This is a genomic window from Lentzea albidocapillata subsp. violacea, from assembly GCF_900100275.1.
Classification (GTDB): domain Bacteria; phylum Actinomycetota; class Actinomycetes; order Mycobacteriales; family Pseudonocardiaceae; genus Lentzea; species Lentzea violacea.
Map to the genome: position 1 here is coordinate 192564 of NZ_FNET01000001.1, position 13356 is coordinate 205919.

A 13356-nucleotide genomic window follows, 5' to 3' on the forward strand; every position below is an offset into this window, starting at 1 on the left:
GGGGTCACCTCTTCCGGTGCGGTCTGGCTGTGGGCGGGTTCGTCCGGGCGGTTCACGACACGACCTTCTCCGGTGCGGCCCCGCCCGCGATCAGCTCGACGACCTCGTCCACGCCGGTCACCGCACCGTCCAGCTCGGCGATCTTGCGCCGGTCGCGCAGCACGACGATCCGGTCGGCGATGCGCACGACCTCCTCCAGTTCCGCGGAGATGAACAGGATCGCGGTGCCCTCCGCGGCGAGCGTGGTGACGAGCTGCTGGATCTGGGCCTTCGCCCCGATGTCGATGCCCCTGGTCGGCTCGTCCAGGATCAGCAGCCGCGGCTCGGTGACGAGCCAGCGCGCGAGGAGGACCTTCTGCTGGTTGCCGCCGGACAGGGTGCGCACCAGCGCGTCCGGGTTGGCGGGCCGGATGTCCAGTGCCTTCAGGTACTTCTCGACCAGGTGGTCCTTGGTCCTGCGCGGCAGCGGACGGGTCCAGCCGCGGGCCGCCTGCATCGCGAGCACCAGGTTGTCGCGGATCGACAGGTCCGCGACGAGGCCCTCGCCCTTGCGGTCCTCCGAGCTGAACGCGATGCCCGCCGCGATCGCCGAACGCGGCCCGCGCAGCCGCAGCGGTGCGCCGTCCACGAGCAGCCTGCCCGAGTCCGCGCGGTCGGCGCCGAACAGCAGCCGGGCCAGTTCCGTGCGGCCCGACCCGAGCAGACCGGCGAGGCCGACGACCTCACCCGCCCGGATGTCGAGGTCGAACGGTTCGATCGCGCCGCGCTTGCCGAGTCCTTCGGCCCGCACCAGCGCCGGTCCACCGGGCCTGCGCTTCTCCGCGGCGTCCTCGATCGCCTCCAGCGTGCCGAGGTCGCGGCCGATCATCTGCGCGATGAGCGAGCGCCGGTCCACGTCGGCGGTGAGGTGCTCGCCGACGAGCGTTCCGTTGCGCAGCACCGTCATCCGGTCGGAGATCTCGTAGACCTGGTCGAGGAAGTGCGACACGAACAGGATCGCCACGCCCTCGTCGCGCAGCACCCGCATGATCCGGAACAGCTCCGCGACCTCACCGGCGTCCAGACTGGACGTTGGCTCGTCGAGCACGAGCACGCTGCAGTCGACCGCGATCGCACGGGCGATGGCGACCAGCTGCTGCACCGCGATCGGGTGCTCGCTGAGGCTCGACGCCGGGTCGATGTGCACGCCGATGCGCGCCAGCACCTCCGCGGCACGGCGCCGCATCGCCGGGAAGTCGATGCCGCCGAGGCGGCGAGGTTCCCGGCCCAGCAGGATGTTCTCCGCGACCGTGAGGTTCGCGCAGAGGTTGACCTCCTGGTACACCGTGCTGATCCCGGCGTGCTGGGCCTCGCCGGGGGAGGAGAACGCCACGTCCTCGCCCGCCAGCACGACCTGGCCGGCGTCGGGCCGGTGCACGCCGGTCAAAGTCTTGATGAGGGTGGACTTCCCGGCGCCGTTCTCGCCCATGAGGGCGTGCACCTCACCGGGGAACAGCCGGAAGTCGACGTCCTGCAACGCCTTCACGCCGGGAAACGCGAGGCTGATGCCCCGCATCTCGACGACAGGTGGCGGTGACTCGGTCATGTGCTCTGGCCTTCGTCGCTGGGGCCGCGGAACCCGTCACGCGGATGCGCGCGAATGACGGGCCCCGCGGGGTCTTTGGGGGTCAAGGTCCTGTCCTGCAAGTCTCGTTCGAGACTTACAGGACAGTGCCCAACTGCCGAGAACTCAGTACTGGCGCTGCGGGAGCACGGTCTTCGCCTGCTCCTGCGTGAACGTGCCCTCCTCGGTCACGACCCGCTCCGGCACCTGCTCGCCGGCCACGACCTTCTTCGCGAGCTCCATCAGCTGCTTGCCCAGCAAGGGGTTGCACTCGACGATAAAGTTGATCTCGCCGTTGGCCAGCGCCTGCATGCCGTCCTTCACCGCGTCCACGGTGATGATCCTGATGTCCTTGCCGGGCACCTTGCCCGCGGCCTTGATTGCCTCGATCGCGCCCAGGCCCATGTCGTCGTTGTGCGCGTACACCACGTCGATCTTCGGCTGGGACTTGAGGAAGGCCTCCATGACCTGCTTGCCGCCGGACCGCGTGAAGTCACCGGTCTGCGACGCCACGACCTTGATGTCCGGCTTGGAGGCGATCTTCTCCTCGAAGCCCTTCTTGCGGTCGATCGCCGGCGCCGCGCCGGTGGTGCCCTGCAGCTCCACGACGTTCGTCGGGCCGGAGGTGTTGGCCACCAGCCAGTCGCCGGCCTTGCGACCCTCCTCGACGAAGTCCGAACCGAGGAACGTCTTGTACAGCGACGTGTCGTCGGAGTCGATCGAGCGGTCGGTGAGGATCACCGGGATGTTGGCACGCTTGGCTTCCAGCAGCACGGTGTCCCACCCGGTCTCCACGACCGGGCTGAACGCGATCACCGACACCTTCTGCTGGATGTAGGAGCGGATCGCCTTGATCTGGTTCTCCTGCTTCTGCTGCGCGTCGGAGAACTTCAGTTCGATCCCGGCCGCCTTGGCCTCGTCCTGGATCGACTTGGTGTTGGCGGTGCGCCAGCCGCTTTCGGCGCCCACCTGGGCGAAGCCCATCGTGATGGTGCCACCGGTCGAACCGGTCTCCGCACCGCCTCCCGAGCCGCACGCTGTGAGCGCGCTCAGCAGGACCACGCTGGCGACTGTCGTGATCTTCTTCAGCACTGGGATTCCTCCGGGGTGACGACGGTGTCGCGGAGCTCGACCGCGTGTCCGCGGTTGTCAGGTGGACAAGAGTGAACGCTCACAACTGTTGTCGTCAAGGCCTTGCTCGTAACGAGTTCGCAGCCCTATGTTAACGCTCACTTCCGAGCCAGGGGAGGAAACCCCGTGCCCCGCAGACACGTCCTGTTGAGCGCCGCACTCGCGGCCAGCCTGCTCGTCGCCGTTCCCGGATCCGGAGCGGCTGCCGAAACCGACTACACGCTCAAGATCGACGCCACGAAGAAGGGTCCGTCGATCGACGACTCGATGTACGGCGTCTTCTTCGAGGACATCAACCGCGCCGCCGACGGCGGCCTGTACGCCGAGCTCGTGCAGAACCGCTCGTTCGAGTACGACCCGGCGGACAACGCGAGCTACCACGGCCTGACCTCCTGGGCACCGCACAGCGGCACCGTAGACCTCGCCGACGACACCGGCCGGATGAACGAACGTAACCGCCGTTACCTGAAGCTGGGCCTGCCGGCCGGGGTCATCAACTCCGGCTACAACAGCGGCATCGCGGTCCAGAGCGGCCAGCGCTACGACTTCTCCGTCTGGGCCCGAGCCGATCAGGCGGCGCAGCTCACCGCCACGATCACCGATCCCGCCGGAGCCGCCCTGGGCGACCCGGTGAAGGTCCAGGTCAACGGCGACGGCTGGGCCCGCTACACCGGAACGATCCGCGCGAAGAAGTCCACCACCACGGGCAGGCTGCTGGTCACCGGCGGCGGCACCGGGACCCTGCGCCTCGACATGGTCTCGCTGATGCCGCAGGACACCTTCAAGGGTCACGGCCTGCGCCGCGACCTGGCCGAGAAGATCGCCGCGCTCAAGCCCGGCTTCGTCCGGTTCCCCGGCGGCTGCCTGGTCAACACCGGCAGCCACTACGGCTACGACGCGCCGGACTTCGAGCGCCGCCGTTCGTACCAGTGGAAGGACACCATCGGCCCGGTCGAGCAGCGTGCCACGAACTGGAACTTCTGGGGCTACAACCAGTCCTACGGGCTCGGCTACTACGAGTACTTCCAGTTCTCCGAGGACATCGGCGCCATGCCGCTGCCCGTCGTCCCCGCGCTGGTCACCGGCTGCGGCCAGAACCGAGCCACGGACGACCCGGCGTTGCTGGCCAGGCACGTCCAGGACACGCTCGACCTGATCGAGTTCGCCAACGGTCCCGCCGACTCCACCTGGGGCCGCAAGCGCGCCGAGATGGGGCATCCCAAGCCGTTCAAGCTGACCCACGTCGGGGTCGGCAACGAGGAGAACCTGCCCGACGAGTTCATGGCCCGCTTCACCCAGTTCCGCGACGCCATCAACGCGAAGTACCCGGACATCACCGTCGTCAGCAACTCCGGCCCCGACGACACGGGCGGCAACTTCGACCGCCTGTGGCAGCTGAACAAGCAGGCCGGCGTGAAGATGGTCGACGAGCACTACTACAACAGCCCGAGCTGGTTCCTGGAGAACAACAACCGCTACGACTCCTACGACCGCAACGGCCCCAAGGTGTTCCTCGGCGAGTACGCCTCGCAGGACAACAGGTACTTCAACGCGCTGAGCGAAGCGGCGTTCATGACCGGTCTCGAACGCAACGCCGACGTCGTGAAGCTCGCCTCGTACGCACCGCTGCTGGCCAACGAGGACTACGTCCAGTGGCGTCCGGACATGATCTGGTTCAACAACCACGCGTCGTGGGGCTCGGCCAGCTACGAGATGCAGAAGCTCTTCATGACCAACGTGGGCGACCACGTCGTGCCGAGCACCGCGTCCGCCACGCCGTCCACCCAGGCACCGATCACGGGCGCGATCGGGCTCTCTACCTGGGCGACCGCGGCCACCTACGACGATGTGAGCGTTACCAGCGCGTCCGGTCAGGCGTTGTTCAGCGACGACTTCTCCGGCACCGACGCGCAGTGGACGAAGTCCGGCCGTGGCGCGTGGAACGTCGTGAACGGCGCCTACGTCCAGTCCGACGCGGCCGCCGAGGACACGCTGGTCACGGCGGGAGACAGGACCTGGCGTGACTACACGCTGAACCTCAAGGCCACGAAGCAGTCCGGCCGCGAGGGCTTCCTCGTCGCGTTCGGCGTGCAGGACACCGGCAACTACTACTGGTGGAACCTCGGTGGCTGGAACAACACCCAGTCGGCGGTCGAGAAGGCCGTCGGCGGGGCCAAGAGCACGCTGATGACCAACGGCACCCGCATCGACGCCGGCCGCACGTACGACGTGCGCGTCGAGGTCCGCGGACGTCACGTCGCGCTGTTCCTCGACGGCCAGAAGTGGGGCGAGTTCACCGATGACAAGCTCGCCGAGCCGTTCCGGCAGGTCGTCACCCGCGACCTCGCCACCGGGGAGCTGATCGTCAAGGTGGTCAACGCCCAGGACAACGCCGCCCGCACGCGTATCGACCTCGGCGTCCCGGTGGCGTCGACGGCGCGGGCGACCGTGCTGCAGGGCCGTCCCGACGACGTGAACACCGAGTTCAGCCAGCCGATCCGCTCGCGTGCCGAGCAGGTCAGGGTGGCGAGCAGCTTCACCCACACGTTCCCGCCCAACTCCGTCACGTTCCTCCGGATCAGGAGCCGCTCGTGATCACCCGACGATCTCTGCTGGCCACGGGCGGCGTGCTCGCCGCGACCGGGGCGCTCAGCTCCGCCGCGCCCGTCGCCACCGCCGCCGAACCCGAGGCAGGGCTGCCGACCCGCAACCCGCTCGTCGAACAGCGCGCCGACCCGTTCGTCACGCCGCCGACCGACGGCATGTACTACCTGACCGGGTCCGTGCCCGAGTACGACCGCGTCGTCATCCGTGGCGCATCCACTCTGGACGGTCTGTCCGCCGCCCGTGAGCGCACCATCTGGCGGCGGCCCGCGTCGGGCAGGATGGGCGGCTACATCTGGGCGCCTGAACTGCACCGCATCGACGGCAAGTGGTACGTCTACTTCGCCGCCGGCGACAAGGACGAACCGTTCCGGATCCGTACCTACGTGCTGGAGTCGCCGAACGCCGACCCCCGCGAGGGCGGCTGGGTGCTGCGCGGGCAGATGGTGACGGCGTGGGACACGTTCACACTGGACGCGACCACCTTCACCCACCGGGGCAAACGCTACTTCCTGTGGGCGCAGAGCGAACCCGGCATCGCCACCAACACCAACCTCTACATCGCCGAGATGGCCTCGCCGCTCGCGCTGAAGACCGCCCCGGTGCGCATCGCGACGCCGACGCTGCCCTGGGAGGTGCAGGGCTTCAAGGTGAACGAGGGGCCCGCGGTGCTGGTCCGCAACGGCCGCGTGTTCGTGACGTTCTCCGCGAGCGCCACCGACGCCCGTTACTGCATGGGCCTGCTGACCGCCGATGAGAACGCGAACCTCCTCGACGCGCGGTCGTGGACGAAGTCGCCGAACCCGGTGTTCGCGACTCACGTGCCGACATCGCAGTACGGGCCGGGGCACAACTCGTTCACCACGGTCGGTTCCACCGACGTGCTCGTCTACCACGCCCGCGACTACCGCGACATCACCGGCGACCCGCTGTTCGACCCGAACCGGCACACCCGCGTTCAGAAGCTCCACTGGAACGCGGACGGCACACCGTCGTTCGGTGTTCCCGTCGGGCGTGGCGGGCCGATCGTGCGGCTGTCGCCGGTGGATGCGCCCTCGCTGGTGGTGCGGCACTACGAGTACCGGCTGCGGGTCGACGGCAACGTCCGGGACCTCGGCGACAGCCAGTTCCGCTTCGTACCGGGGTTCCTCGGGGCCGGCACGGTCGCGGTGCAGTCGGTGAACTTCCCGGACCGGTACGTGCGGGTGGACGGCGACATGATCCGCATCGACCCGTTCGAGGACACCGACGCGTACGGCCGCGCGGCGAGTTTCGTTCGTGTACCGGGACTTGCGGATCGTGGCGCGGTGTCGCTGCGGGCCGGCGCGGACACGTACCTCGCCCACGACAACGGCCGTGTCGTGTTGTCCAGACCAGGAAGCGACCGCGACGCGCGCCGACGTGCCACATTCCGACTCGAATAAGTGGACAATGAGCACTGCATCGAAGCCGACCTGGTGTTATCGCTAACATCACCGGCTCAGATCGAAGATCGGAGACCGCTCGTGGAGAAGACGTCGCGTGACGCCGCGATGACCGATGTGGCACGACTTGCCGGGGTGTCGCACCAGACGGTCTCGCGTGTGCTCAACAACCACCCGAACGTTCGCGAGCAGACCCGGCTGCGGGTGAAGGCCGCCATCAAGGAGCTCGACTACCGGCCCAACCGCGCGGCCCGCGCGCTCGTCACCGGCAAGACGCAGCTCATCGGCGTCGTCGCGCAGAACTCGACGCTGTACGGCCCGGCCTCGTTGCTGTCCGCCTTCGAGGAGGCGGCGGGCGAGGCCGGGTTCGCGGTCAGCGTCGGCAGGGTGAAGGTGCTCGACCGCGACTCCATCGCCGCCGCCGTGGAACGGCACCGCGACCAGCGCGTGGCCGGCATCGTGGTGATCGCGCCGAACTCGTCCGCGGCCGACGCGCTCGCCGACGTACCGGCCGGCGTGCCGCTGGTGACCGTGGACGGCGACCCGGACCGCTCCACCCCACTCGTCACCGTCGACCAGGCGAAAGGCGCGTTCGAAGCCACGAAGCACCTGATCGACGCGGGCCACGAGACCGTCTGGCACGTGTCGGGCCCCGCCGACTGGTTCGACGCGGCTGGCCGAGTGGAGGGCTGGCGCGCGGCACTCGACGCCACCTCGGCCGAGGTGCCCCCGGTCGTGGCGGCCGACTGGAGCGCGGCGTCGGGCTACCGGGCAGGGCAGATGCTGGCCAGGATGCCCGAGGTGACGGCGGTGTTCTGCTCGAACGACCACCTCGCCCTCGGCGTACTGCGGGCGATGAGCGAGCGCGGCAGGAGGGTGCCGCACGACGTGAGCGTCGTGGGCTTCGACGACGTGCCCGAGGCGGCCTACTTCATCCCGCCGCTCACCACCGTGCGCCCGGACTTCGCCGCGGTAGCGCACGAGACGCTCGGCCTGCTGCTCGAGCAGGTCAGCGACGGGGAGACGACCCGGCCGCGGCGGACGGTCGCGCCGACCCTGGTGAAGCGGGACAGCGTGGCGCCGCCACCCCGATAACCCACACCGAACCGCGCCGCTGCTTGCCGCACGCGGGGTCTTTCGTCCCGCAGTACGACGGCTCCCCGGGTACTCGCTTCGCGGCGGGCGCGGGTCGGTTGGTTCGTCCCGTCTTGACTGGCGTGTCGTGTCGTTGACACGCCAGTCGGGGATTGCACGCGGGGTCTTCCGTACGGCAGTACGAAGGCTCCGTGTACTCGCTTCGCGGGGGGCGCGGCTCGGTTGGTTCGTCCCGCCTTGACTGGCGTGTCGTGTCGTTGACACGCCAGTCGGGGATTGCACGCGGGGTCTTCCGTACGGCAGTACGAAAGCTTCCCGGGTACTCGCTTCGCGGCGGGCGCGGCTCGGTTGGTTCGTGCTGTCCCGACTGACGTGTCGCGTTGTTGACACGCCGGTCGCGGATTGCATGCGGGTCCTTCCGTCCCGTAGGAGAGTACGAAGACTCCTCGCGTACTCGCCTCGCGGCGGGCACGGGATAGCTCCTCAGCTTCGCCCGGCGAGTCGCGGTCTCGACACGCCGTTTCGTACCCCCGCGTGAGCCGCGGACAGCGGGGCTTGGGGGTGCGCGGCCGGAGCAGGCCACCCCATGGGCGTGGCCCTCGCGGCATCGGCCACGCGGGCGCCGCTGCGCGGCCAGGCGGTCCCAGCGCGGCGCCTGCGCCGTACCGGTCCCGGAGTGGACCGGTTTGTCGTGCGCTCACGTCGCACCCATTTCCCTCCCTCACAGGGAAATCACGATGTTTCGGGCACGTCTTGACTCCCTGATTGTTAGCGATAACACTCAGGTCGTGACTGACATGACGATCGACCGCGACGCGTGCGTGGTGGGTGTCGACTTCGGCACGCTGTCCGGCCGCGCCGTGGTCGTGCGCGTCCGCGACGGCGCCGAGCTCGGCACCGCTGTGCACGAGTACCGCCACGGAGTGGTGGACCAGGTGCTGCCCGCCACCGGCCGGCCGCTGCCGCCGGAGTGGGCGCTGCAGGTCCCGGCCGACTACCTCGACGTCCTGCGCACCGCCGTCCCGCAGGCTGTCGAGGCGGCCGGGATCTCCGCGGACCAGGTGATCGGCATCGGGACCGACTTCACCGCCTGCACGATGGTGCCGGTCACCGCGGACGGCACGCCGCTGTGCGACCTGCCGGAGTTCGCGGAGAACCCGCACGCCTACATCAAGCTCTGGCGCCACCACGCCGCCCAGCCGCAGGCGGACCGGATCAACGAGCTCGCCCGTCAGCGCAAGGAGCCGTGGCTCGCGCGCTACGGCGGGCTGATCTCCTCGGAGTGGGAGTTCGCCAAGGGGCTGCAGGTGCTGGAGGAGGCACCGGAGGTCTACGCGGCGATGGCGCACTGGGTCGAGGCCGCCGACTGGATCGTCTGGCAGCTCACCGGCACCTACACGCGCAACGCCTGCACCGCCGGCTACAAGGGCATCCTCCAGGACGGCCGGTACCCGAGCGACGACTTCCTCGCCGAGCTCAACCCCGAGTTCGCGGCCTTCGTCGCGGACAAGCTCGACCACCCGCTGTCCGCGCTCGGCGACCGGGCCGGCGCACTGACCGCGCAGGCCGCGGAGTGGACCGGGTTGTCCCAGGGCATCGCGGTGGCGGTCGGCAACGTCGACGCCCACGTCACGGCGCCCGCCGCGCAGGCCGTCGGGCCCGGCCAGATGGTCGCGATCATGGGCACCTCCACGTGCCACGTGATGAGCGGAGACGTGCTGCGCGAGGTGCCGGGCATGTGCGGCGTCGTCGACGGCGGCATCGTGCCGGGGCTGTGGGGGTACGAGGCCGGGCAGAGCGGTGTCGGCGACATCTTCGCGTGGTTCCTGCGCAACCAGGTGCCGCCCGCCTACCACGAGCAGGCGAGCGAACGCGGCATCACGGTGCACGAGCTGCTCTCGGAGCTGGCGGCCGACCAGCAGGTCGGCGAGCACGGGCTCGTCGCGCTCGACTGGCACAGCGGCAACAGGTCCGTGCTGGTCGACCACGAACTGTCCGGTGTGGTCGTCGGTCAGACGCTCGCCACGAAGGCCGAGGACGTCTACCGCGCGTTGCTGGAGGCCACGGCGTTCGGCACGCGGATGATCATCGACACCTTCACCGACGCGGGCGTGCCGGTGACCGAGTTCGTCATCGCCGGCGGGCTCGTCAAGAACACGCTGATGATGCAGATCTACGCCGACGTCGTGAACCTGCCGCTGTCGGTGATCGGTTCGGAGCAGGGCCCTGCGCTCGGCTCCGCGATGCACGCCGCGGTGGCGGCGGGCGCGTACCAGGACATCCGCGCGGCGGCGGACTCGATGGGATCGGTGCGGCGCAACGTCTTCACTCCCGTTGAGGAGAACGTCGAGGCGTACGAACGGCTCTTCCACGACTACCTCGAACTGCACGACTACTTCGGCCGGGGTGCCAACGATGTCATGCACCGGCTGCGTGAGTACCGCCGCGCCGCCCTGGAGGGGAAGAGCTGATGTCCGCAACGGCAGAACTTCGCCGCACGGTCGCCGAACTCCACCGCGAGCTGACCCGCTACGAGCTGGTGAGCTGGACGGCGGGCAACGTGTCGGCGCGGGTGCCCGGCCACGAGCTGATGGTGATCAAGCCGTCCGGGGTGTCCTACGACGAGCTGGGACCGCACGCGATGGTCGTGACCGACCTGCACGGCACCCTCGTCGAGGGTGAGCTCGCGCCGTCCTCCGACACCGCGGCCCACGCTTACGTGTACCGGCACATGCCCCACGTCGGCGGCGTCGTGCACACGCATTCTCCTTACGCGACAGCGTGGGCGGCGCGCGGCGAGCCCATCCCGTGCGTGCTCACCATGATCGCGGACGAGTTCGGCGGCGCCATCCCCGTCGGGCCGTTCGCGTTGATCGGCGACGACTCGATCGGCAAGGGGATCGTGGAAACCCTCAGTGCCAGCAGGTCTCCTGCCGTGCTGATGCGCAACCACGGCCCGTTCACCGTCGGCGCGACCGCCCGCGCAGCCGTGAAAGCCGCGGTGCTGGTGGAGGACGTCGCCCGCACCGTCCACTTCGCACTCCAGCTCGGCAAGCCGGACGTGATCGAGCAAGAGCACGTCGACCGGCTCTACGAGCGCTACCAGAACGTTTACGGCCAGTGAGCCCAGAAGGAGAGCACATGCCGGACAAGCCCCAGATCTGGTTCCTCACCGGCAGCCAGCACCTCTACGGCCCCGAGACGCTCGACCAGGTCGCGGCCCAGTCCCAGCAGATCCAGCGGATGCTCACCGAGTCCGGCCGGATCAGCGCGGAGATCGTGTGGAAGCCGGTGCTGACCGACTCCGGCGCCATCCGCGCGATCATGCAGGAGGCGAACAACGACCCGTCGTGCGTCGGCGTGATCGCGTGGATGCACACGTTCTCGCCCGCGAAGATGTGGATCACCGGGCTGGACCTGCTGCGCAAACCGTTGCTGCACCTGCACACGCAGCTCAACGAGGCGCTGCCGTGGTCCACCATCGACATGGACTTCATGAACCTCAACCAGGCCGCGCACGGCGACCGCGAGTTCGCCTACGTGCAGACCCGGATCGGGGTGGCGCGCAAGACGGTCGCCGGGCACGCGAGTGATCCCGTGGTGGCCGAGCGGATCGACGGCTGGGCCCGTGCCGCCGCCGGTCGCGCGCACCTGCGCGGCCTGAAGCTGGCGCGGTTCGGCGACAACATGCGCGACGTCGCCGTGACCGAGGGCGACAAGGTCGAGGCGGAGCTGCGGTTCGGCGTCTCGGTCAACACCTACGGCGTCAACGATCTCGTCGCCGTGGTCGACGCCGTGCCCGACGCGAGCATCGACCTGCTCGTCGCCGACTACGCCGAGACCTACCGGCTTTCGGCGGAGCTGGCGCGCGGGGGAGAGCGGCACGACTCACTGCGCTACGCGGCCCGGATCGAGATCGGGCTGCGGTCCTTTTTGGACGACGGCGGGTTCGGGGCGTTCACCACGAACTTCCAGGACCTCGGCGGGTTGCGGCAGCTACCCGGTCTCGCCGTGCAACGGCTGATGGCGGACGGCTACGGCTTCGGCGGCGAGGGCGACTGGAAGACCTCGGCGCTGCTCGCGGCCGTGAAGGCGATGGGCACCGGCACCGGCCGCGGCACGTCGTTCATGGAGGACTACACCTACCACTTCGGGCCGGGCGAGCCGAAGATCCTCGGCGCCCACATGCTGGAGGTCTGCCCGACGATCGCCGCGGCGCAGCCGTCCTGCGAGATCCACCCGCTGGGCATCGGCGACCGCGAGGACCCGGTGCGGCTGGTGTTCGACGCCCAGCCCGGACCTGCCGTGGTGGTCGGTCTGGCCGACATGGGCGACCGGTTCCGCCTGGTGGCCAACGAGGTCACGGTGGTCGAGCCGGACGAGCCGCTGCCGAAGCTGCCGGTCGCACGGGCCGTCTGGAAGCCGGCGCCGTCGCTCTCGACGTCCGCGGAGTGCTGGCTCACCGCGGGCGGCCCGCACCACACGGTGATGACGCAGGCGGTCGGGGCCGAGGTGCTGCGCGACTTCGCGCAGATGGCCGCCACGGAGCTCGTGCTCATCGACTCCGCGACGACGCCGGCCTCGTTCACCGACCGGCTGCGCTGGAACTCCGCCTATCACCGCCTGGCGCTGGGAATCAGCTGACGAGCGTGGAACTCGGCGATCTGCCGCCACGTCGCGACGGGGTTGGAGTACAGGGGGAGATGCCCGCTGTGGGGGATCTCCGCCAGCTCCACCCCGTTCGCGTCGAGGATCGGCAGGTAGGACAGACCGGCGCACTGCTCGCCGTAGAGGTACATCTTCGAACAGGGCAGTGACAGGAACTTCTGCAGCAGGTTCCCGTGGTCGGCGAGCTCCACCATCGACCGGAAGAGGGTGGGCACGGCGCCGCGCTGGACCTTGCCCGGCAGGTTCGCCGCGTACAGGCCGCCGCCGTAGCAGGACGTCTCCCGGCTGCGTTCCGCGAGCTTGAAGAGGAAGTCACCGGGATCGCGGTGGTTCAGCGCCTGTCTGCTCAGCACGCAGTCCTCCGGTGCCAGCACACCCTTGATGTTGACGAAGCTCAGCACCCGGCCCGGTTCCTTGTGCGCCAGGAGAAGCGCCGTGAGGGCTCCCGTCGAGTGCCCGACGACGTGGAACCGGCCGATGCCCGCGCGGTCGAGCATCGCCCGCGCGGTCTCCGCCAGGAACGGCAGGTCCACCTCACCCAGGTCGGCGCACTCCGTGGCGCCCGCACCGGGTGTGTCGTAGGCGAGGAACGGGCGCCCGGCGAACTCGTGCCGCTGCAGGACGTCGAGGTAGTCCTCCTTGCTCGTGCCGAACCCGTGCAGGAAGACGACGGGGGCGTCGACGCCCCCGCGACGCAAAGACGCGACCTTGAGGTTCACGCCGTGGACGCGCAACGGGACCTGCTCGTGGACGACTCTGTCTGCCGATGGCATGGCTGTTCCCCGGTTCTTCGCAGGTGCGGGACTGCGGAATGAGTCGAGAGCATGCCAT

General features: G+C 69.3%; 9 protein-coding genes. 6 read left to right on the forward strand and 3 right to left on the reverse strand.

Annotated features, from left to right (window positions below; translation table 11 throughout):
• Positions 1–52: 52 nt before the first annotated feature.
• Both BLR21_RS00740 and BLR21_RS00745 read right to left on the reverse strand, forming a co-directional pair.
• Positions 53–1585, reverse strand: coding sequence for a sugar ABC transporter ATP-binding protein (locus BLR21_RS00740; protein WP_090003688.1), 1533 nt, complete (start codon positions 1583–1585; stop codon positions 53–55).
• A gap of 144 nt (positions 1586–1729) precedes the next feature.
• The gene (locus BLR21_RS00745) at positions 1730–2695 is read right to left on the reverse strand and encodes an ABC transporter substrate-binding protein (protein ID WP_176929392.1); all 966 of its coding nucleotides are present in this window, start codon (positions 2693–2695) and stop codon (positions 1730–1732) included.
• A gap of 165 nt (positions 2696–2860) precedes the next feature.
• Between BLR21_RS00745 and BLR21_RS00750 the strand changes: the two genes are divergently transcribed.
• The 6 genes from BLR21_RS00750 (at position 2861) to araA (ending at position 12501) form a co-directional block, all read left to right on the forward strand.
• Positions 2861–5329: an alpha-L-arabinofuranosidase C-terminal domain-containing protein gene (locus BLR21_RS00750; protein ID WP_218130697.1), complete on the forward strand. Its 2469-nt coding sequence runs from the start codon at positions 2861–2863 to the stop codon at positions 5327–5329.
• On the forward strand, positions 5326–6762 hold the full coding sequence (locus BLR21_RS00755) for a family 43 glycosylhydrolase (protein WP_090003689.1): 1437 nt from the start codon (positions 5326–5328) through the stop codon (positions 6760–6762). The genes BLR21_RS00750 and BLR21_RS00755 overlap by 4 nt, the downstream gene beginning before the upstream one ends.
• Positions 6763–6870: 108 nt before the next feature.
• Positions 6871–7857 (forward strand): LacI family DNA-binding transcriptional regulator, encoded by a 987-nt coding sequence (locus tag BLR21_RS00760; RefSeq protein WP_090004414.1) that lies wholly within the window; start codon positions 6871–6873, stop codon positions 7855–7857.
• Between the two features lie 797 nt (positions 7858–8654).
• Positions 8655–10328, forward strand: coding sequence for a ribulokinase (gene araB / locus BLR21_RS00765; protein ID WP_090003690.1), 1674 nt, complete (start codon positions 8655–8657; stop codon positions 10326–10328).
• A complete protein-coding gene (locus tag BLR21_RS00770; protein ID WP_030478566.1) occupies positions 10328–10981 on the forward strand; it encodes an L-ribulose-5-phosphate 4-epimerase in 654 nt (217 codons plus the stop codon). The genes araB and BLR21_RS00770 overlap by 1 nt, the downstream gene beginning before the upstream one ends.
• A gap of 17 nt (positions 10982–10998) precedes the next feature.
• Positions 10999–12501, forward strand: coding sequence for an L-arabinose isomerase (gene araA / locus BLR21_RS00775; RefSeq protein ID WP_090003691.1), 1503 nt, complete (start codon positions 10999–11001; stop codon positions 12499–12501).
• Here araA and BLR21_RS00780 read toward each other — a convergent pair.
• Positions 12474–13298 (reverse strand): alpha/beta fold hydrolase, encoded by an 825-nt coding sequence (locus BLR21_RS00780; RefSeq protein WP_090003692.1) that lies wholly within the window; start codon positions 13296–13298, stop codon positions 12474–12476. The genes araA and BLR21_RS00780 overlap by 28 nt on opposite strands.
• Between the last annotated feature and the right edge of the window lie 58 nt (positions 13299–13356).

Coding starts and splice junctions, on each gene's coding strand:
- BLR21_RS00740 (WP_090003688.1), bottom strand. CDS start 1,585: ATGACCGAGTCACCGCCACCTGTCGTCGAGATGCGGGGCATCAGCCTC.
- BLR21_RS00760 (WP_090004414.1), top strand. CDS start 6,871: ATGACCGATGTGGCACGACTTGCCGGGGTGTCGCACCAGACGGTCTCG.
- araB (WP_090003690.1), top strand. CDS start 8,655: ATGACGATCGACCGCGACGCGTGCGTGGTGGGTGTCGACTTCGGCACG.
- BLR21_RS00770 (WP_030478566.1), top strand. CDS start 10,328: ATGTCCGCAACGGCAGAACTTCGCCGCACGGTCGCCGAACTCCACCGC.
- araA (WP_090003691.1), top strand. CDS start 10,999: ATGCCGGACAAGCCCCAGATCTGGTTCCTCACCGGCAGCCAGCACCTC.
- BLR21_RS00780 (WP_090003692.1), bottom strand. CDS start 13,298: ATGCCATCGGCAGACAGAGTCGTCCACGAGCAGGTCCCGTTGCGCGTC.